The 19,877-nt window shown below is 30.0% G+C and carries 21 protein-coding genes, 1 tRNA gene and 2 rRNA genes; 19 read left to right on the top strand and 5 right to left on the bottom strand.

Translation table 11 applies throughout. The features are described from left to right. Nucleotides 1–113, top strand: a 23S ribosomal RNA gene (locus CLRAG_RS13340); the annotation flags it as partial. Nucleotides 114–225: 112 nt separating this feature from the next. Further along, nucleotides 226–342: ribosomal RNA gene (rrf, locus tag CLRAG_RS13345) — 5S ribosomal RNA — on the top strand. A gap of 269 nt (nucleotides 343–611) precedes the next feature. On the opposite strand, the gene CLRAG_RS13350 is transcribed toward rrf, so the two are convergent. Further along, nucleotides 612–1,337: an NAD-dependent protein deacylase gene (locus CLRAG_RS13350; RefSeq protein ID WP_065078884.1), complete on the bottom strand. Its 726-nt coding sequence runs from the start codon at nucleotides 1,335–1,337 to the stop codon at nucleotides 612–614. A gap of 154 nt (nucleotides 1,338–1,491) precedes the next feature. Here CLRAG_RS13350 and CLRAG_RS13355 point away from each other — a divergent pair. After that, nucleotides 1,492–1,565: transfer RNA gene (locus CLRAG_RS13355), tRNA-Cys, on the top strand. Nucleotides 1,566–1,975: 410 nt separating this feature from the next. Next, nucleotides 1,976–2,413: a DUF6442 family protein gene (locus CLRAG_RS13360; protein ID WP_065078885.1), complete on the top strand. Its 438-nt coding sequence runs from the start codon at nucleotides 1,976–1,978 to the stop codon at nucleotides 2,411–2,413. Nucleotides 2,414–2,618: 205 nt separating this feature from the next. Here the strand turns inward: CLRAG_RS13360 and CLRAG_RS13365 are convergent, their stop codons facing one another. Together CLRAG_RS13365 and CLRAG_RS13370 are read right to left on the bottom strand one after the other, a co-directional pair. Further along, a complete protein-coding gene (locus CLRAG_RS13365; RefSeq protein ID WP_065078886.1) occupies nucleotides 2,619–3,533 on the bottom strand; it encodes a S66 peptidase family protein in 915 nt (304 codons plus the stop codon). A gap of 18 nt (nucleotides 3,534–3,551) precedes the next feature. Continuing rightward, nucleotides 3,552–4,493: a magnesium transporter CorA family protein gene (locus CLRAG_RS13370; protein ID WP_065078887.1), complete on the bottom strand. Its 942-nt coding sequence runs from the start codon at nucleotides 4,491–4,493 to the stop codon at nucleotides 3,552–3,554. Nucleotides 4,494–4,796: 303 nt separating this feature from the next. Here CLRAG_RS13370 and CLRAG_RS13375 point away from each other — a divergent pair, with 303 nt between their 5' ends. The 14 genes from CLRAG_RS13375 (at nucleotide 4,797) to CLRAG_RS13440 (ending at nucleotide 16,616) form a co-directional block, all read left to right on the top strand. Next, nucleotides 4,797–5,009 (top strand): sigma factor G inhibitor Gin, encoded by a 213-nt coding sequence (locus CLRAG_RS13375; protein WP_065078888.1) that lies wholly within the window; start codon nucleotides 4,797–4,799, stop codon nucleotides 5,007–5,009. Next, the gene (locus CLRAG_RS13380; RefSeq protein WP_065078889.1) at nucleotides 4,988–6,436 is read left to right on the top strand and encodes an aminotransferase class I/II-fold pyridoxal phosphate-dependent enzyme; all 1,449 of its coding nucleotides are present in this window, start codon (nucleotides 4,988–4,990) and stop codon (nucleotides 6,434–6,436) included. Before CLRAG_RS13375 ends, CLRAG_RS13380 begins: the two co-directional genes overlap by 22 nt. 17 nt (nucleotides 6,437–6,453) lie before the next feature. After that, nucleotides 6,454–7,137 (top strand): dTMP kinase, encoded by a 684-nt coding sequence (locus CLRAG_RS13385; protein ID WP_065078890.1) that lies wholly within the window; start codon nucleotides 6,454–6,456, stop codon nucleotides 7,135–7,137. Between the two features lie 130 nt (nucleotides 7,138–7,267). Then, a complete protein-coding gene (locus CLRAG_RS13390; protein WP_065078891.1) occupies nucleotides 7,268–7,597 on the top strand; it encodes a cyclic-di-AMP receptor in 330 nt (109 codons plus the stop codon). A gap of 16 nt (nucleotides 7,598–7,613) precedes the next feature. After that, nucleotides 7,614–8,558: a DNA polymerase III subunit delta' gene (locus tag CLRAG_RS13395; protein ID WP_065078892.1), complete on the top strand. Its 945-nt coding sequence runs from the start codon at nucleotides 7,614–7,616 to the stop codon at nucleotides 8,556–8,558. Nucleotides 8,559–8,562: 4 nt separating this feature from the next. Next, entirely contained in the window at nucleotides 8,563–9,468 is a 906-nt protein-coding gene (locus CLRAG_RS13400; RefSeq protein WP_065078893.1) for a PSP1 domain-containing protein, read from the top strand. 11 nt (nucleotides 9,469–9,479) lie between these two features. Further along, entirely contained in the window at nucleotides 9,480–9,683 is a 204-nt protein-coding gene (locus CLRAG_RS13405) for a heavy-metal-associated domain-containing protein (protein ID WP_013236833.1), read from the top strand. A 374-nt stretch (nucleotides 9,684–10,057) separates the two neighbouring features. Continuing rightward, nucleotides 10,058–10,231, top strand: coding sequence for a DUF362 domain-containing protein (locus CLRAG_RS13410; RefSeq protein ID WP_063555847.1), 174 nt, complete (start codon nucleotides 10,058–10,060; stop codon nucleotides 10,229–10,231). A 146-nt stretch (nucleotides 10,232–10,377) separates the two neighbouring features. Then, nucleotides 10,378–11,172, top strand: coding sequence for a flagellar motor protein (locus CLRAG_RS13415; RefSeq protein WP_065078894.1), 795 nt, complete (start codon nucleotides 10,378–10,380; stop codon nucleotides 11,170–11,172). Continuing rightward, on the top strand, nucleotides 11,169–12,050 hold the full coding sequence (locus CLRAG_RS13420; RefSeq protein WP_065078895.1) for an OmpA/MotB family protein: 882 nt from the start codon (nucleotides 11,169–11,171) through the stop codon (nucleotides 12,048–12,050). The genes CLRAG_RS13415 and CLRAG_RS13420 overlap by 4 nt, the downstream gene beginning before the upstream one ends. A gap of 174 nt (nucleotides 12,051–12,224) precedes the next feature. Then, nucleotides 12,225–12,977 carry a tRNA1(Val) (adenine(37)-N6)-methyltransferase gene (locus CLRAG_RS13425; RefSeq protein ID WP_083985720.1) on the top strand — a complete coding sequence of 251 codons (753 nt, stop codon included), beginning with the start codon at nucleotides 12,225–12,227 and terminating at the stop codon, nucleotides 12,975–12,977. Nucleotides 12,978–12,983: 6 nt separating this feature from the next. Beyond that, nucleotides 12,984–13,823 carry a 16S rRNA (cytidine(1402)-2'-O)-methyltransferase gene (rsmI, locus tag CLRAG_RS13430; protein ID WP_065078896.1) on the top strand — a complete coding sequence of 280 codons (840 nt, stop codon included), beginning with the start codon at nucleotides 12,984–12,986 and terminating at the stop codon, nucleotides 13,821–13,823. A 264-nt stretch (nucleotides 13,824–14,087) separates the two neighbouring features. Further along, nucleotides 14,088–15,125, top strand: a complete 1,038-nt coding sequence (locus tag CLRAG_RS13435; RefSeq protein ID WP_065078897.1) for a C40 family peptidase — start codon at nucleotides 14,088–14,090, stop codon at nucleotides 15,123–15,125. Nucleotides 15,126–15,569: 444 nt separating this feature from the next. Beyond that, nucleotides 15,570–16,616, top strand: a complete 1,047-nt coding sequence (locus CLRAG_RS13440) for a C40 family peptidase (RefSeq protein ID WP_065078898.1) — start codon at nucleotides 15,570–15,572, stop codon at nucleotides 16,614–16,616. A 215-nt stretch (nucleotides 16,617–16,831) separates the two neighbouring features. On the opposite strand, the gene CLRAG_RS13445 is transcribed toward CLRAG_RS13440, so the two are convergent. Next, complete coding sequence (locus CLRAG_RS13445) at nucleotides 16,832–17,077, bottom strand: AbrB/MazE/SpoVT family DNA-binding domain-containing protein (protein WP_065078899.1); 246 nt, start codon at nucleotides 17,075–17,077, stop codon at nucleotides 16,832–16,834. A 552-nt stretch (nucleotides 17,078–17,629) separates the two neighbouring features. On the opposite strand from CLRAG_RS13445, the gene CLRAG_RS13450 reads away from it, so the two are divergent. Beyond that, entirely contained in the window at nucleotides 17,630–19,021 is a 1,392-nt protein-coding gene (locus CLRAG_RS13450) for a tRNA nucleotidyltransferase/poly(A) polymerase-related protein (RefSeq protein WP_065079068.1), read from the top strand. 199 nt (nucleotides 19,022–19,220) lie between these two features. Here CLRAG_RS13450 and CLRAG_RS13455 read toward each other — a convergent pair whose 3' ends face one another. Next, nucleotides 19,221–19,874, bottom strand: a complete 654-nt coding sequence (locus CLRAG_RS13455; protein ID WP_065078900.1) for a DUF1292 domain-containing protein — start codon at nucleotides 19,872–19,874, stop codon at nucleotides 19,221–19,223. Nucleotides 19,875–19,877: the final 3 nt, after the last annotated feature.

Below are 19,877 nucleotides of genomic sequence, written 5' to 3' on the forward strand. Positions count from 1 at the left end.
TCCCATAGCGTAAGCTAGTAAGACCTCTCGAAGAACACGAGGAGATAGGTCAGAGGTGTAAGCAGGGCAACTTGTTAAGCTGACTGATACTAATAGGTCGAGGGCTTGACCAAATAAAAACGAAAGAAAAAAATTTACTGTGCAATTTTGAGAGGACAGAGTAATTTGAACTCTTAAAAGATAATAGAAAAGAAAATTGATAGAAATAGCAATTTTCGATAATAATCTGGTGGTAATGACGTGAAGGTAACACCCCTTTCCATACCGAACAGGAAGGTTAAGCTTCACAGTGCCGATGGTACTGCAGGGGAGGCCCTGTGGGAGAATAGGTCGCTGCCAGGTAATAAAATTAGAGTACTGATTAGTACTCTAATTTTTTTTATCATAAATTAATTTTATCTGATGACTACCTCCTCTAATACTCCTACACACTCTGTGACAGTCGGTTTTCTCCAAGTGTACGTGGCGAGCGGCTATGTACCTGGATAACGATTTCTCCTAAAGGATAACGCTTGTAAGTGCTAAAGCACTAAGAAGTCTGTTATAAGTATCAGGTGGAGTTTTAAACTTCACCTGATGTCAAGAACTCTGTTTATTAAAAAGAATAAATCTTATAATACACTTTTTAGAACTTTTCCTATACTATCATGTATAATTATATTAGCTTCAGTATCATAAGAAGTAGAAGATTTATTTATAAGAACCAAATATTTTCCCTTAAAATAATTAATTAACCCTGCAGCAGGATATACTATCAAGGAAGTACCTCCTACAATTAACATATCAGCTTGTTGGATGTATTTTACAGATTTGTTTAATGTGTGCATGTTTAGACTTTCTTCGTATAAAACTACATCTGGTTTTATTGTTTCATTACATTTATCACATTTTGGTATAAGACCTGGGGTATTTAGTACATAATCTAAATCAAAAGATTTTCCACATTTAGTGCAATGATTTCTGTGAATGGAACCATGTAACTCTAATACATTATTTGATCCTGCCATTTGATGGAGACCATCTATATTTTGAGTTATTATAGCTTTTAACTTTCCCATTTTTTCTAATTCCACAAGAGCGTAATGAGCGTCATTTGGCTTTGCGTCTTTGTATATCATTTTTGCCCTATAAAAATCAAAGAAATCCTCAGTATGAGACATAAAAAAACTATGACTTAACATTACTTCAGGAGGATATGAAAAATTATTTTTAGTTTTATATAATCCTGTTTCAGACCTAAAATCAGGTATTTGCGATTCTGTAGAAACTCCTGCACCACCCAAAAATACAATATTAGTACTTGAATCTACAGCTGATTTTAAATTCTCATAACTCATAAAATCACCTCTGATTAATATTATAGCATATACTTTTTATATGTTTAATTGTTTGAAAAATATTATCATGTTTTATTTAAGGGCAAGTTTTTTAGTAATTAGAGTTGACAAAAAGTATTTAAAATGATATTATAAATTTTGTTAAAAAAAGTATGGCGCTATAGCCAAGTGGTAAGGCAGAGGTCTGCAAAACCTTTATCTCCAGTTCAAATCTGGATGGCGCCTCCAATTTAATATAAGCGATTTAAAAATAGCTTATACAGTTATCTCTCTGAAATTTAACTGTATAAGCTATTTTTATTTTGGCTAAAACATTTGTGTTGTAGAATGAGAATATTTAACGATGTATGAATAATTAAACTATGTAAAGTACTTCAAGCGATATTTTCTGCAGTATACTTTTAGGGTTAACACTAATAAACTGTAGGTAACCACTATATCCTTGCAGGCTTAAAAGTTTATGAAGTGTTGATGTAATAGGAGAGAACATGCTTGATTATTTTGTGGAAAGTATACTTGACATCCATAATATATGGTAGTAATATAAAAATGTAAAGTTAACTTTCCATATCATTTAGAAAAATAGCTGTTATGTGGAAAACAGCTTATAAGAAGTATTATCTATGAGGAGGAAAAAAATGAAAAATAAGAGTGCTGCAATGTATTTAGTATTTTCACTCGTTGGTTTTGCAATTTTGGCTACAGGTGCTATATTAGCAAAGCTTACGAGAAATGATCAAGGTATCATTCAGACTTTGCCATATATTCTTATTGGAATTGGAGCTGGGGTATTTGGACAGAACCTTGGTACTGCCTTTGATATATATACTATGAAAAAAAATCCGGAGATAGCTAAGCAAAGGGAAATTGATGAAAAAGATGAGAGAAACATAGCAATAAGAAATAAAGCTAAAGCTAAGGCATATGATCTTATGATATTGGTATTCGGGGCATTGATGATGGCATTTGCACTGATGGGTGTGAGTTGGTCAGTAGTTTTAGCCATTGTTATTGCGTACCTGTTTGTTGTATTTTCAAATATATATTTTATAAGTAAATATGATAAAGATATGTAAAATTCTATCAGCACTTAGAAGACGTTATCCTTTAGGGAAAATCGTTATCCAGGGATGTAGCTGCTCTTTACTTCTACTTAGAGAAAAGCGACTATCAACAAATCTTTGATTTGTTGATAGTCGCTTTCACAGAGTGCGTGGGAGTATTAGAGCAGATAGTCATCGGATAAAAGATTAGTGTAGTTTATATTTGTAGTTAAATGATCTATTTTACTACAGGTTCTAATGCATGTATTTCTCCCTTTTTTAAATTTACTTCTACACTGCTTCCAATTGGTAAAGTTATTCTTGGATATGAATGGCCAGATTGAAAGTTGATTAAAGTTGGCTTTTTTAAGCTAAGTATCCTGTCTTCAAGTATTTCAGTTAAAGTTAAACTTCGTTCATAATGTGGAAGTTCACAATTTGTAAACTGTCCTAGAATAAAACCTGAACATTTTTGAAGATCTCCACTTAGGGTCAATTGAGTAAGCATTCTGTCAATTCTATAAGGTTCTTCTCCTACATCTTCTATGAAGAGTATTTTATTTTCAGTATTTAGAGCATAAGGAGTACCTAGAAGACTAGATATAAGGCATAGGTTACCACCTATAAGAGTACCAGATGCGTACTCTCCATTAAAATACTGAGTGGGGATGTCCTCAGGGTTTTTTATAGTAAAGGGAACATATCCATACATTAGGGTATCTAAAAAACTCTTTAATGTAAAATCATCAAAAGTAGAAGTGCACATTGGAGAGTGAAAGGTAATCATATGGCATTTATTGTATATATTGTTTAATAAAGTGGTTATGTCACTAAATCCTGCAAATATTTTAGGATTTTCTTCTATAATATTAAAATCAATAAGAGGAAGAAGTCTCATGCTGCCGTATCCACCTCTTGTGCATAATATCATATCTACACTTTTGTCTGAGAACATATCCATAATATCGGAAGCCCTGTCCACATCCTTACCAGCTAAATAACCCCATTTGTCGTATATATGTTTTCCTTGTTTAATATTAAAACCAAGATTTTCTAAAACCTCGATTTTTTCTTTGATTTTTTCAGGCTTCTCTGCACTTGCCGGAGATATAAGGCCTATAGTATCTCCCCTTTTCAATCTTTTCCCAATCAAAATCATCACATCCTAAAATTAAAATAGGTTCTTTTTCTTTAAAAATAATATACACACCAGGCAAATTAAAGCTGTTATGACATATACCATCCAGAAGCCATTTGGAGATTTAGCAAAAGGTATTCCATTTAAATTCATTCCAAAAGAACCAAATATTATATTTGGAATTGACATAACTATAGTTACTGAAGCTAGGAGTTTCATGACTATGTTTAAGTTATTTGATATAACTGAGGCAAATGCATCCATAGTTCCTGTTAAGATATTACTATATATGTTTGTCATTTCTATGGCTTGTTTATTTTCAATTATAACATCTTCTAGAATATCTTGATCTTCAGGATACTTCTGTAAAAGTTCTAACTTTAACATTTTTTCTAAAGTAATCTCGTTAGCTTTTAAGGAGGTTGAAAAGTAAACAAGAGATTTTTCCAAAGATAAAAGTTGAATAAACTCTTTATTTTTCATGGATCTATGAAGTCTTTGCTCAATCATTACGCTTTTCTTGTCTATTTGTCTTAAATAGATCAGGTAATAGCTTGCTATTCTATAAAGTATTTGTAAAATAAATCTAGAACGTTTAAACGTGTAAAAGGATTTAACTTTACCATCTATAAAATCAGTAAGAATTTTACTGTTTTTCAAACAAACCGTAATTAAAGTAGATTGTGTATGAATTATAGCTAATGGATAAGAATCATAAGTTAAAGAGTTAACTTCCATTTCTGTAAAAGGAATATCAACTATTACTAGTAGATTATTATCTTCAGTATCTATACGTGACGTTTCTTCTTCATCTAGAGCAGCTTTTAAAAAGTCCATTGAAACACCAGATTTCTTTGATATTAAAAGTAAATCTTCATCTGAAGGTGCTACAACGTTAATCCAGCAGCCATGTTCTATGGTATCTAAAGATTGTATATTATTTGACTCATCTATAGTTTTATAAATTGAAATCATGTATGCCTCCTTGTAAAAATTAGCAGGGTATCTTAGTTAGTTTCTTTATATACTATATTTATATTATATCTTATGAAAACATACTTTTGAATATAGCATTATAAAATATAAATATAAATACTGCTATTTAAATTTATTTATGTGGACAAAATAAGTTTAGGGGTAAAACTGAATAGTATATATTATAGAATATAAAACTGAAAAAGAATTTTTTAAATTGAATATTTTATGCATTAAGGGTAAAAATTTAAATAACAAAAGTAATAGTATTAATTTGTAAGTAGTGCTTCTAGGAGGATGTAGATGAAAAAAAAATATTGTATCATATGTGGAAAACCTTTGAGTGATGGTATAATAATATATGGTAGAGGAATATGTAAAAATTGTGAAGAAAGATTAATAAAATTAGAAAATGATTTAGATTTTTACGAATACTATAAAGAAAGAATAAGTAAAACTATAGCACGTTTTATTATAAGAGGAGAGATAACTCATTGTCAGAATTACCACTTTTAGAAGGAGTTTTAAAATACATTAAGGAAAATAATATATCATTTTGTATGCCAGGTCATAAAAATGGAAGAGGTTTTTATAATACTTCAATAGGAAGAGAATTTATATCTAATATTTTAAAATTTGATATTACTGAAGTAGATGGTGTAGACAATCTTCATAATCAAAAAAGTATAATATTAGATGCAAGCAAGCGTCTTTCAAAGCTCTATGGAAGTAAAAAGTCTTATTTTTTAGTTAATGGAAGCACTTCCGGAAATATGATAATGTTATTTAGTAATTTTAATGAAGGAGATAAAGTTTTAGTAGAAAGAAATTGCCATAGCTCTATACTAAATGGAATAATTATGAGGAAGTTAATTCCTATATATTTAGAAAATATTATAAGTGAAAAAATAAATGCTCCTATTTGCATAAATTTGGAGCATTTTTTACAGGTACTAAAGAGAAATAAGGATATAAAAGGGATAGTAGTTACATATCCCAATTATTATGGAATATGCAGCAATCTCAAGTTTATAATAAAGGAGGCAAAAAAGCTTAACATAAAAGTATTAGTTGATTGTGCTCATGGGGCACATTTTGGTATTAATAAAAATTTACCTGAGAGTGCCGTGAAACTTGGTGCAGACATGGTAGTTACTAGTTCACATAAAACGCTGCCTAGTTTAACTCAAACTGCTTATTTACATGTGAATAATGAGAAATGCATAAATAAAGTAGACTTTTATTATAATGCGTTTTTAAGTACAAGTCCTTCATACATAGCACTTTGTTCTATGGATTATGCTCGATTTTACCTTGAGAAGTATGGCAGCAGTGATTACGAAAAACTTATAGAGGTAGCTGAATACTATAGGAATAAGATAAACTCTATAAGAGGATTGCAGGTAATTGGCAGAAAGGATATAATACAATTTAATTCTAAAGAAAGAAAGGCAGCACCAAGTGTAGCAGATATAGATCTAACCAGATATACTATAAATCTAGAGCCAGGATACAGCGGAAATTTACTTTTAAATTATTTGAGAAAATTAAATATGCAGTGTGAAATGAGTGACAATTCTAATTTAGTATTGATTTTTTCTCCCTTTAATGAAAAAGAGGAGTTTGAAAGATTGTATACTGTATTAAAGAATTGTAATTTAGAAGAAATTAAATGTAAGAAAACAAATAGAGTGGAATACGGAATACCTCAAAGCAGAATGCTTCCATTTCAAGTTATAGATGTAGAAAAAGAAATGGTAGATTTAAATAATTCATGTGGAAGGATAAGCGGGGCAAGTGTAATACCATATCCTCCAGGGGTTCCTGTATTGTCTATGGGAGAGCTGATAGATAAAAATGTCATTCAAGTTATTAAATATTATATAAAAAATAGTATGGATTTAATTGGGGTAAAAGACAATAAAATAAAAGTTGTAAAATAAATTTTGGAGGAAAGCAAATGAGTTTACAAAAAGGAAAACTTATAGTCATAGAAGGATGTGATGGCAGCGGAAAAGCTACGCAGACAGAAAAACTTTATAAAAGGCTTTTAAATGAAAATTGCAATTTAAAAAAAATAGAATATCCTAATTATAATAGTGAGTCTTCAGCTTTAGTAAGAATGTATTTAAACGGGGATTTTGGAAAAAAACCTGAAGATGTAAGCGCATATGCAGCATCAACATTTTATGCAGTGGATAGATTTGCATCTTATAAGATAGAGTGGAAAAAGTTTTATGAAAATGGCGGAATAATACTTGCAGATAGATATACAACAGCTAATATGATACATCAAGCTTCTAAGATTGATGATTTAGAAGAGAAAAATAAGTTTTTAAAATGGCTCTGGAATTTTGAATTTGATATATTGGGACTTCCTGTACCAGATTGTGTTATATTTTTGGATATGCCTCCTGAATATAGTAAAAAACTTATGACTAAGAGAAATAATAAATTTACGGGTAATGCAGAAAAGGACATACATGAAAGAGATTATGAGTATTTAGTTAATTCTTATAAAAATGCTATACATATTGTAGATAAATATAGTTGGAACAAAATTTCATGTATAGAAGGTAGTGAAATAAAGACTGTAGATAAAATCCATGAAGATATATATGATTTGATAAAAAAAATACTATAGTAAAAAGTTAATGTATTAATTAAAAGTTTCAGTTATATAAGACAATAAGTACTTATGGTATAATAAATATAAGCTAATTTGAGAAATTTAGGCAATTGTTTGTAAAATAAATTACAAGAGGTGATGTTTTATGAAATTAATTATAGCCATTGTTCAGGATGATGATGCTACTGATCTCTTGGAAATTTTAACAGAAGGTGGATTTAGGGTTACTAAACTTGCAACTACAGGCGGATTTTTAAGAGCAGGTAATACAACTTTGCTCATAGGAGTGGAAGAAGATGACGTTGATGAAGTAATAGCCCATATAGAAGACGTATGTAAAACAAGAAATCAAATTATAACAACTCCTTCATCTGTAGCAAGTTCTACAGGGGTATATATGCCCTATCCTGTGGAGGTAGAAGTTGGAGGAGCAAATATATTTGTAGTAGATGTAGATAAGTTTGTAAAGATTTAATAGGAGGTATATTGAGTTGGAATTTTGCAATATAATAGGGCATGAGAATATAAAACTCCAGATGAAAAATTCTGTAACTTCCAATAGATTTTCTCATGCCCATATTTTTGTAGGAGAAGATGGGATAGGTAAAAGTCTTCTTGCTAAAGAAATAGCTTTAGATATATTGAGAAAAAAGCAGATGAAGCAGTATGTAGATATAATTGAATTTAAAATAGCAAAAGGTAAAAAATCCATTGGGATAGAGGAAGTAAAAAATATAATAGAAGAGATGAATAAAAAACCTTATGAGGGTGACAAAAAAGTAATAATACTATATAATTCAGATAAAATGACAGAAGCAGCTCAAAATGCATTACTAAAAACTATAGAGGAACCTCCTAGTGGAAGTTTTATGTTACTTTTATGTGAAAAGTTAGATGGAATATTGGATACAATAAAGTCTAGATGTCAAGTATATAAACTTAATAGGTTAAGCCAAAAAGATATGAAGATTTTTTTAGATGCCAAATTTCCTAGCTTATCCACCGAAGAGTTAAGATCTGTCTTAGCATTTAGTGATGGAATACCTGGAAGAGCAGAAAAATTTATTTCGGATATATCTTTAAGTGAAATGAGAAATATAATTTTGAATATATTTAAAGAATTATGCCGTGAGAATGTTAGTTCCTGTTTAAAACTTTCAGATTGTATATCTAAAGACAAGTATGAATGGCAAGAAGTATTAACTTGTATTTTGTCGTATATAAGAGATGTACTTGTATACAAAGAAACAGGTAATAGAAAATTTATTATAAACATTGATAAATTTGAAGATATAAAGACTATAGGAGAAATGTTTTCATTTAATAAGTTGAATGATATTATTAATGTAGTAAAGGATGCTAGAGAAAAATTAGAAAGCAATGTAAATAGAACTTTAGTTTTTAATTCTATGTTGGTGAAAATGCAGGAGGTATAAAAATATGGTAACAGTTATAGGAGTACGTTTTAAAAAGGCCGGTAAAATATATTATTTTTCACCAGGTAACTTAAATATAAAAAGAGAAAATAGTGTAATAGTAGAAACAGCAAGGGGAATAGAATTTGGTGAGTGTGTCATAGAACCAAAAGATATAAGTGAGAGTGACATAGTTTCACCACTTAAAAGCGTTTTAAGGATAGCTACGGAAGAAGATATACAAAAATATAATGAAAATAAAGAAAAAGAGAAAAGGGCTTTTGATATATGTATTGAAAAAATACAACAACATGAATTAAATATGAAGCTTATAGATGTAGAGTATACTTTTGACAACAATAAGGTTATATTCTATTTTATAGCTGACGGACGAGTAGATTTTAGGGAATTGGTGAAGGATCTTGCATCCATATTTAGAACAAGAATAGAGCTTAGACAGATAGGAGTAAGAGATGAGGCAAAAATGATAGGGGGTCTGGGGCCTTGCGGCAGAGCTATGTGTTGTTCTACATTTTTAGGCGATTTTGTACCTGTTTCTATAAAAATGGCAAAAGAACAGAATTTATCATTGAATCCTACTAAAATATCAGGAATATGTGGAAGACTTATGTGCTGTTTGAATTATGAACAAGATACTTATGAAAAAATAAGACAGAAGTTGCCTAAGATAGGGTCTTTAGTTAGTACACCTGATGGAAAGGGAGAAGTTATAGACAATTCTGTAGTAAAGGAAAGTATTAAAATAAAGATAAAAGTTGAAGATGGTGATGATATAGTAGAAGAAGTGCCTATAAGTGGAGTTAAAGTAATTTCAGGAGGATTTGAAGGTAGTATAAATGAAAATGAGATAAAAATTGATGAAGAAACAGAAGATGCAGATATAATTAAACAATTGTTTAAGGAGGATTAAGGAGGTAACATATGAAATCAGTATTTAAAATTCCTAATATACGTACTTCTGAGGATGTTAATAAAATAAGAAAGGTTATTTCCAGTAGTGAAGGGGTGATAGCCTGCCAAATAAACAAAGAAAAAGGAAAAGTAAGCATAGTATATGATAATTACTTTATAACAGAGAATAAAATTATCCAATGTATAGAAGATTTGGGTTATGCAGTATTATAAGGCATTTTCAAAGAAATAACTAGTCAGTATGCTAGCATATTTTTTATCATACTGCGTCGGTAGAACCCTTAGATAGGATTTACTATCTGCGGAACCTGCCTCCTTATCTGATAAACAAAGTTCTTGGCATCAGATGAAGTTTTAAACTTCATTCGATGCTTAGAAATTGTTATCCAGGGACATAGCCACTCTTTGCTCACACTTGGAAAAGTGTAAGTATTAGAGTGGGTAGTCATCCGATAAAAAATATTCGTCGCATCTTTGACTTGTTATTTTCTTTCAAATGCCTAAAATTATCTTTTAAAATTATAACAAATGTGATAAAATACAGGGGATGAAAACATTATCTAAAAGTTAAGGAGGTGTTACATAAGATGGCATATAAAATTACAGAAGAGTGTGTAAGTTGTGGTTCATGTGCTTCAGAATGTCCAGCTGATGCTATAAGCCAAGGAGATAGTCAATTTGTAATAGATCCAGAAAAATGTATAGAATGTGGAAACTGTGCTAATGTTTGTCCAGTAGGAGCACCAGTTGAAGAAAACTAATTGTTAGGAGGTCACCATAAGGTGGCCTTTTTAATTTATATAAATATCAAATTCTGTATAAAGAGTAAGTTATTTTACACGAATAATTAATATAGATAGGACATTAAATAAATTATAGTTAGAAAATGTACTAGATGGAGGGAAATATGGATATATCTGTTGTTATATTTACGATATTTGGGATTGCTGCAGTAACAGCTGGTTTTATGATGGATGGGGGAAACCCAACGGCACTTTTTGGCCCTGCGGCAGCTGTAATAGTTTTTGGTGGAACATTTGGAGCTGTAGCTTTATCATTTCCATTAGACGTATTAAAAAGAGTACCTAAGATATTTAAAGTGATTTTTAATCCTAGAAAAGCAAGTTTAGTTGATTTAATTTTATATTTTAAAGATGTATCCTATAAAACTAGAAAAAATGGTTTGTTAAGTTTGGAAGGTGAAATATCCAATGACCCTAATTTAGATCCTTTTATAAAAAAAGGTCTTCAACTTGTAGTAGATGGAGTAGATCCTCAAGCTGTAAGAGATATACTAGAATTGGAGCTTGAATCCACATCTGAGAGACATAAGCAAGGGGCAAGTGTATTTGAAAGCGCAGGAGGATATGGACCTACTATGGGTATTATAGGTACAGTTATGGGAATGGTTCATATTTTAGGTAGCCTTACAGATACAGCTAGCTTAGGAGGTAAAATAGGAAGTGCATTTTTGGCTACATTATATGGTATAGGATCTGCAAATCTATTATGGCTTCCATTAGGCAATAGATTGAAGCAGCAAGATGAAAAGGAAGTTAAGGAAAAAACTCTTATAATTGAAGCAATATTATATATTCAAGAAGGTATAAATCCAAATACTATAGCAGAAAAATTAAAGGGATTTTTGAACAAGCAGGAGTTGGCAAAATATGAAGGAATGGATGGGAAGGCTGCATTATGAAGAAGAAAAATAAAAAACCAGATGAAGGACCAAGTGCAGAAAGATGGATGCTTAGTTATGCTGATTTTATGACACTTCTTATGATATTCTTTGTAGTTATGTACGCTATGAGCTATGTAGACCAAACTAAATATAATAAACTTTCTCAATCTCTCAGTATAGCAATGGGAGGGGGAAAAGCAATAATAGGTGCTGATAATACTTCTAGTGTCAAAGATAGTGTTAAAACAGTAGATAAGCCAACTGAAAGTGACGAATCTGAACAACAGGTTAAGATGGAAGCAAATAAATTAAAGCAATTAAAAAAACAAGTGGACTCATATCTTGCAGCTAACGGATTAAGTCAGAGTGTAAGCTCACAGATAGATGAAAGAGGGCTTGTTGTGAGTTTAAGTAATACTTTGTTTTTTGATACAGGAAAAGCTGAAATAAAACCTGAAATCCAAAATACATTAATGGGAATAGGAAAAATGATAAGTCAAATGGGAAATTCCATAAGGGTGGAAGGACATACAGACAATGTTCCTATTAGCAATAATGAATATGCATCTAATTGGCAGCTATCTTGTGCTAGAGCAGCTAATGTCACTCAATTTTTACAAAATAGAGTAGGTATTAAACCTGAAAAGCTTACGTCAGTAGGTTATGGAGAATACAGGTCAGTTAATGATAACTCGACAGATGCAAATAGAGCTAAAAATAGGAGAGTAGATATAATTATAGAAAGCAATAAATTTAACAGTATTGAGCGTGGAAATAGTACAAGCAGCAATAGTACGAGCGGGAGTAGTAAGAGCAGCAGTACTGTCAGCTCACAGAGTACCTCACAGACTATAACTACAGATCAACAAAAGGTAAAGCAATCTGAGCAACATTAAACATAGTTAGTAATATATTATTTATTAAATCCCTTAATTTTGATGGGATTTTATTTTTTACAAAAATTAATGATAGTTAAGTATCTAATATTTGACAACATATTTTATTTAAATTACAATTTAAGTTAATGTGTAAACTTGTGTAAAATAAATTTTATAAGTGAGGACGTTTAAGTGAAATTGAATTTAGTGAGAAGTGATGAAACATTAGATGATCTACAAATAGACGGAATATGTATTATACAGAAAAAAAATAGCTTTAGGTTTGGAGTGGACGCTGTCTTACTTGCAAATTTTGCCAAAATTAAACCTAGAATGAATATAATTGATTTATGTAGCGGAACAGGGATAGTACCCTTTATAATAGCTGGTAAAACAAAGGCTGAGCATATAACAGGTATGGAAATTCAAAAGAGTATGGTAGATATGGCAACTCGTTCTGTAATTTTTAATGGAATGGAGAAAAGAGTTGAGTTTATTCACAGAGATTTAGTAGATTTTGAATTTTTGAAAAAGTTGCCAAAAGTGGATGTAGTAACGGTAAACCCACCTTATAAATTGAAAAATTCGGGAATTACAAATGCCCAATACGAAAATGCAATATCAAGGCATGAAATATGCTGTACATTAGAAGATGTTATAAAGGCAGCAAAGATTTTATTAAAAGATAATGGAAAGCTATATATGATCCATAGACCGGATAGGCTTGTAGATATAATGTGTACTATGAGGAAATACAATATAGAGCCAAAGCTGATGACAATGGTACAGCCATGTGTTAACAAGGCACCTAATATGGTACTTATAGAGGGACAAAGTAATGGAAAACCATTTTTAAAATGGGAAGCACCTATATGTGTACATAAATTAGATGGAAGTTATACAGATGAAATTGATAGAATATACGGAAGATGTTTAAGGAGATAATGTGTAATGGGAAAACTTTTTTTAGTGGCAACTCCTATAGGAAATTTGAGTGATATAACTTTAAGAGCTCTTGATACCCTTAAAAATGTAGATTTGATAGCAGCAGAAGATACCAGACAGAGTTTAAAGCTATTAAATCATTTCAATATAAAAAAACCACTTATAAGTTGTCATAAATATAACGAAAATGAGAAAAGTAAATTATTAATACAAAAGTTGAAAGATGGTAAAGATATAGCTCTAGTAAGTGATGCTGGGACACCAGGTATATCAGATCCTGGAAGCATTATGGTAAAGAATTGCATAGAACAGGGAATAGAATTTGAAGTTCTGCCTGGTGCAACTGCAGTAACAACAGCTTTGGTTTACTCGGGACTGGATACTTCAAAGTTTACGTTCATTGGATTTTTACCTAGGGAAAATAAAGATAGGAGAAGTATACTAGAAGGTGTAAAAAACAGAACTGAAACATTGATATTTTATGAAGCACCCCATAGACTGACAAATACCTTAGAAGTATTAGCAACCGTCCTAGGAAATAGACATATAGGCATTTGTAGAGAGCTTACAAAGGTTCATGAAGAAATATTGAGATTTACACTAGAAGAAGCTATGAATTATTATGAAAGTAATGATGCAAAAGGGGAATTTGTACTGGTAGTAGAAGGTAAGGATGAAAAAGAACTTTTAAGAGAAGAAAGTGAAAAATGGATAAACTTGTCTATAGAAAAACATATAAAAATGTATATAGAGGATGGATTAGATAAAAAAGAAGCTATAAAAAAAGTAGCTAAGGATAGAAAACTTTCAAAATCTGAAGTTTATAAGCATTCTTTAAACCTATAATAAAAAAATAGCAAGTTTAAAATTTGTATAATATTTATTGAATATCGTTAATAAATTCAGAATATGAATAACAAATTGTCAAAAAAGAAGATGATTTTATTAAAAAATTATAATATCTCTGATATAAATTTTATATATGTGTTGAGGTATATACCAATTTAATGGTATAATGGAAACATGTTATTTGCGAATTTGAGTTTTTTATGGTTATAAGGGGCTGAAATTTGTAAGCTGTTAAGTATTTTACGAGGAGGTAGAAAAGTTTTGAATAAAAAAACCTTATCTGTTGCAATTGCATTAACTTTGGCATTGTCAACAGGGGCAAATGTTTTAGCCGCGCCAGGTGCATCAAGTTCATCGACTTCATTAGAGCAGGTTAAACAACAAAAGCAGGAATTAGAAGTTAAAGCTGAAAAAACGGACAACCAAGTAATACAAACTATGAACGACTTAGAAAATAACAAAAAAAGTATTGCCTCAGTTTCTAATAGTATAAAACAAACTCAAGCTAACATAGATTCTGTGCAAGCTAGTATAGAAAGCCAACAGAAAGTATTTAATCAAAGGGCAAAAGCTATGTATACAAATAACATGGGTAATTACCTGGGAGTAATATTAAATGCAAGTAATTTAAACGATTTTATATCTAGGGTAGATAATGTTGGGAAAGTGATGGGTTTTGACAAGAATGTTGTAGGAGATTTAAAAAGTAAAAAAGAGCAATTAGCTAATGGAAAAGAAAAATTAAATAGTGAAAATAATAAGCTATTGGCACTAAAGTCAGAAAATGAAAAAAAGTTGGCCAAGCTTAATAGTGATAAAGAAAGTGCAAAAAATGTAATAGCATCTTTAGATGCACAAGAAAAATCTTTAGAAATTACTGATCAAGCAACTTTAAAGGCAATTGCTTCAGCTGCAAGTAATGTTAGTGCTTCAAGAGGAGGTACCATAATATCATCTGATGCAGTAGTAGCATATGCTTCTAACTTTTTAGGAGTCCCTTATGTATATGGAGGAACATCTCCTTCAGGGTTTGATTGTTCAGGATTAGTTCAATATGTATATGCAAACTTTGGAATTAATTTGCCAAGAACTTCAGAGGAACAGCAAAATGTGGGCACACCTGTATCAAGAGATGAGCTTAAGCCGGGAGATTTAGTTTTCTTTGGTTCTCCAGCATATCATGTAGGAATGTATGTAGGTGATGGTCAGTTTATTGAAGCACCACGTACTGGGCTTTCAGTTAGAATAGCAGCTTTAGATAACAGATCAGATTTTACAGGTGGAAGAAGAGTTAAATAATAATTTAGTGACATATTATTTTAAATTTCAGTATACATACATAGCTAAATTTACTTTTGTGATTGAGGATTTAGCTATGTTTTTATTTATAAATTTAAATACAAGGGATATGTTATGGTAAACAAAGGGTAGAAAACTTTCTAAATGTGAATTTTATAAGAATTTTTAGACCTATAGTTAGAAAATAAAGGCAAGTTTAAAATTTATATATCTTTTGTAAAAAATCGTTAATAGAAACAGGATATAATTGATAAATTACTAGAATAGTATTTGATTTTATTTAAAATTCACAATATTTCTTGCGAAAATTTTCTGCATGTGTTGAGGTATGTATCAATTTAATGTTATAATAGATGTACGTTACTTGCTAATCTCAGCTTTTTGGGGTTATAAGAAGCTCAAATTTGTAAGCTATTAAATATTTTACGAGGAGGTAGAAAAGTTTTGAATAAAAGAACCTTATCTGTTGCAATTGCATTAACTTTGGCATTGTCAACAGGGGCAAATGTTTTGGCTGCGCCAAGTGCATCAAGTTCATCGACTTCATTAGAGCAGGTTAAACAACAAAAGCAGGAATTGGAAGTTAAAGCTGAAAAAATGGACAACCAGATAACACAGACTATGAATGATTTAGAAAATAATAAAAAGAATATAGCATCAATTTCTAATAATATAAAACAAACTCAAGCTAATATAGATTCCGCCCAAAAAAATATGGAAAATCAGCAGCAAGTGTTCAATCAAAGAGTAAAGGCTATGTATATAAATGGCATAAGTAGTTACCTAGGAGTAATATTGAATGCAGATAATTTAAATGATTTTATATCTAGGGTAGATAATGTTAAGAAAGTAATGGGTTTTGATAAGAATATTATAGGAAATTTAAAAGATAAAAAAGAGCAATTAGCTAATGGAAAAGAAAAATTAAATAGTGAAAATAATAAGCTATTGGCACTAAAGTTAGAAAATGAAAAAAAGTTGGCCAAGCTTAATAGTGATAAAGAAAGTGCAAAAAATGTAATAGCATCTTTAGATGCACAAGAAAAATCTTTAGAAATTGCTAATCAAGCAACTCTAAAAGCAGTTGCTTCAGCTGCAAGTAACGTTCAACAAAGTGCTTCAAGAGGAGGAAATTCTATAGCATCATCTGATGCAGTAGTAGCATATGCTTCTAACTTTTTAGGAGTTCCATACGTATGGGGAGGAACATCTCCTTCAGGGTTTGATTGTTCAGGATTAGTTCAATATGTATATGCTCATTTTGGAATTAATTTGCCGAGAACTTCACAGGAACAGCAAACGGTAGGTACAGCTGTATCAAGAGATGAACTTCAGCCAGGAGATTTGGTTTTCTTTGGTTCTCCAGCGTATCATGTAGGAATATATGTAGGTGGAGGACAGTTTATTAATGCACCTAAAACAGGAGATGTAGTTAAAATAGCATCTTTGGATAATAGATCAGATTTTACGGGTGGAAGAAGAGTTAGATAATAGTTTAATGACATATTATTTTAAAATTTAAATATACATACATAGTTAAATCCATTTTGTATTTAGGAAATTTAGCTATGTTTTTTTTACCTTAAATTGTCCAATGGCTATCTACCGTAATATTGTCTTTTTCTACTAAGTAAGATTCATTGATAAGTTCAATACAGAAAAAGAGACCTGCATTATAATTATAATGCAGGTCCTTTAAATAATGATTATTTGCCTTCTTTTAATGCATTTAAACAACTTTTGCAGATGTTCTTACCTCTATAATTTACAACGTCTCTTGCGTCACCGCAGAAAATACATGCAGGCTCATACTTCTTTAATATAATTTGTTCACCATCTACATATATTTCTAAGGCATCTTTTTCAGCAATGTCTAAAGTTCTCCTTAATTCTATAGGAATGACAATTCTTCCTAGCTCGTCTACTCTTCTTACAACACCTGTTGATTTCATTAATTTTCCTCCTCTAATTCCATAATTCGACACGACTACAATTAGATAATAGCAAAAATTACATTAAAAGTCAATATAATTTCATAAAGTATTTTACAAATTTCTAATCAAATTCCATCTAAAGTTAATATACTACCATAATATTCAAAAGTCAATAACAATATTAATAAAAGTTTATAATATATGATAAACAAGGATTTAAATGTAAGAAATTAATATTAGAATTAAGTACAAAATCAGGAAATTTGAAAAAATATTTTTTATAAAATAGTAACTAAATGGATAATTAAATATTTGAAGTCGAAATTTTCGATAAGAAATTGTAATATTGATAATCTATATGGATATAAGAGAGTATTTATATTAAAATAAGAGATGTACACTTCAATAAATAGAAGTAGAGTAGGTTGTATTAGAATTATTTTTGCAAAAATATATCTGCAATTTAGACACGTAATGTTGATAATTTTAAAAAAAGGAAATTTTATTTATAGAAATAGAGTATTTCTATGTGATAAAATAATAAGTAAGTAGGTGATTAATTTGGATTATGTGAAAGATTTTATTAAAAGCGCAAGAGAAGTAGTAAGTAAAGTAGGAGGAGAAGTTTATTTAGTTGGTGGGTATATAAGAGATAGGTTGATTGGTATAACAGCTCAACCTAAAGATATAGATTTTATATTTAATGGAAATATTGAAAAATTTATGGAGGAACTTGAGAATAGACAATATAAATTTTTTCCTATAAAACAGGAAATAGGTATATATAGATGTATGCTAGGAAATAATTCAATAGATATATCTCTTATGGAGGGGGATTCTATTGAGGAGGATTTGAAGAATAGAGATTTTACTATGAATGCTATAGCTATAAAGCTTAGTGGAGATAAAGTTAAAGTTATTGATCCCTTTTATGGAAGAAGATCTATTGATAATAGAATAATTAAAAATGTAACTGATATGAGCTTAGAAAATGATCCCATCAGGATACTTAGAGGCGTTAGGTTTCATATATCTTATGGAATGCATTTTAATTTGGATACGGAAAAATGCATTGAAAAATTAGGTTATAGGATAATGGATATGCCTATGGAAAGAGTCTTTAAAGAATTTATGCTTATATTAGAAAAGGACAATCAGGGAAAGGCTTTTGAAGTTTTAGATAACTATGGAATACTAAAAAATATTATACCTTATATAGAAGAATTAAAAACTATAGGAAAATGTGCATATCATATAGAAGATGTATTTACTCATATGAATTTAACTTATTGTGTATTTAAGGATATCTTAAATGGTAAGGTAAGTGTTGAAGGATTAAATTTACATGTGTTTCAAGATAAAATAGGTGAATTTAAGTTGAGAGAGTATATGTCTTTAGCTTGTTTTTTGCATGATATAGGTAAATATGAAGCTTATAGAAAGGACGGAGACAAGGTAAGTTTTTGGGGACATGAAATGAAAGGAGCTATCATAGCTAGGAATTTCTGTAGGAACATGAAATTCCCCAAAAAAGCACAAAGCTATATAGAAAATATAGTAGATGGTCATATGTATCCACTGAAAATTTTTAAACAAAATTCTAAAGATAAGAAGAATGATTTTTATAAGTTTTTTTCAAAATATGATGGGTATATAATAGAAATACTAACTGCTGCATATTGTGATAACTATGCTACAAGAATGCTTTTGGATGTTGAAAATGAGAAAGTTAGATTTAAAATGTTTATTGAAGAGATGTTAAAAGAGTATGAGTTATATTGTAGTATAAGCGAGGATAAAATTTTAAATGGAAATGATGTTATTCAGATTTTAAATATATCAGGGCCTGAAGTAAAAAATGTTCTTGAGGATGTGACAAGATTTAGATATTTAGGAAAAATACAAACTAGAGAAGAAGCATTGAATTATTTAAAAGTTAAAATAAATAACAATTATATTTAAACTAAGCAAGAACTTATCCACATTGTGGATAAGTTCTTGCTTATGGCACTATGAATTGATAAATTAGAATTTTGTTTATGCTAATATATAAAAGTTGAAATTTGATTAGAAGTGTTGTATTAATATGAATATATATAACTTATCCACAGAAAATGTTGATAAGTTCATGATTTCTGTGGACAAGTGTCTGAAAATTCGTTTATTCTTCCATACTTTGAAAAGTTGAGACTATAAAGTCAAATTCTTCTGCATCGGAAATTTCTCCATAACTGTCTTCTGAAATCCCAGGATAATAATACAGAATAAATTTCTCTTTAGATAAGGTATTTTCTATTATTATATACTTTTTGTCTAATTGTACATCTTGAAGAACTGCCAGTACTGTATAATTATTGCTTTCACCAGTTTTGTCATTAGTAAGGTTTAGAGAAAAGTTATCATGTTTTGTGACATTTATTTTATCTCTAGTACAGTGAATAATTCTGGAACCACATTTACATCCAAGACAACTGTCAAATTTACAATCTGAAGTACAGTTAAGGCACTGGCAGGTGCTGCATTTCTCAAGTTGGGATAAAGATTCTAAATTGTCATTTTTATAATCTTCTAGTAAAGAAATATATTTATCACTTTTTAGCTTGTTTAAAAACCCTCCTGTATCAAGTTCACCTTGTGCAGCTTCAATTAAATCTATATATTTTTTTAAGGTTGATACTTTGGATACATATTTTCTCCTATTTAAAATATCTTTATCTAAAAAAGGAGAAATGTTATCTATAGCATAATTTATAGCTACAAATATTTTGCCATATTTATCTTTTTCACGTTTTAAGAACTGGTCAGCTTTACTCATGAT

Origin of the sequence: Clostridium ragsdalei P11, from assembly GCF_001675165.1 — a bacterium.
Lineage (GTDB): Bacteria > Bacillota > Clostridia > Clostridiales > Clostridiaceae > Clostridium_B > Clostridium_B ragsdalei.

What these genes read in the sequence shown, in the direction of transcription:
- CLRAG_RS13375 (WP_065078888.1), top strand. Translation starts at nt 4,797, where the DNA reads ATGAAAAAAAAATATTGTATCATATGTGGAAAACCTTTGAGTGATGGT.
- rsmI (WP_065078896.1), top strand. Translation starts at nt 12,984, where the DNA reads ATGGGAAAACTTTTTTTAGTGGCAACTCCTATAGGAAATTTGAGTGAT.
- CLRAG_RS13350 (WP_065078884.1), bottom strand. Translation starts at nt 1,337, where the DNA reads ATGAGTTATGAGAATTTAAAATCAGCTGTAGATTCAAGTACTAATATT.
- CLRAG_RS13445 (WP_065078899.1), bottom strand. Translation starts at nt 17,077, where the DNA reads ATGAAATCAACAGGTGTTGTAAGAAGAGTAGACGAGCTAGGAAGAATT.
- CLRAG_RS13455 (WP_065078900.1), bottom strand. Translation starts at nt 19,874, where the DNA reads ATGAGTAAAGCTGACCAGTTCTTAAAACGTGAAAAAGATAAATATGGC.
- CLRAG_RS13400 (WP_065078893.1), top strand. Translation starts at nt 8,563, where the DNA reads ATGGTAACAGTTATAGGAGTACGTTTTAAAAAGGCCGGTAAAATATAT.
- CLRAG_RS13410 (WP_063555847.1), top strand. Translation starts at nt 10,058, where the DNA reads ATGGCATATAAAATTACAGAAGAGTGTGTAAGTTGTGGTTCATGTGCT.
- CLRAG_RS13370 (WP_065078887.1), bottom strand. Translation starts at nt 4,493, where the DNA reads ATGATTTCAATTTATAAAACTATAGATGAGTCAAATAATATACAATCT.
- CLRAG_RS13415 (WP_065078894.1), top strand. Translation starts at nt 10,378, where the DNA reads ATGGATATATCTGTTGTTATATTTACGATATTTGGGATTGCTGCAGTA.
- CLRAG_RS13385 (WP_065078890.1), top strand. Translation starts at nt 6,454, where the DNA reads ATGAGTTTACAAAAAGGAAAACTTATAGTCATAGAAGGATGTGATGGC.
- CLRAG_RS13390 (WP_065078891.1), top strand. Translation starts at nt 7,268, where the DNA reads ATGAAATTAATTATAGCCATTGTTCAGGATGATGATGCTACTGATCTC.
- CLRAG_RS13405 (WP_013236833.1), top strand. Translation starts at nt 9,480, where the DNA reads ATGAAATCAGTATTTAAAATTCCTAATATACGTACTTCTGAGGATGTT.
- CLRAG_RS13420 (WP_065078895.1), top strand. Translation starts at nt 11,169, where the DNA reads ATGAAGAAGAAAAATAAAAAACCAGATGAAGGACCAAGTGCAGAAAGA.
- CLRAG_RS13360 (WP_065078885.1), top strand. Translation starts at nt 1,976, where the DNA reads ATGAAAAATAAGAGTGCTGCAATGTATTTAGTATTTTCACTCGTTGGT.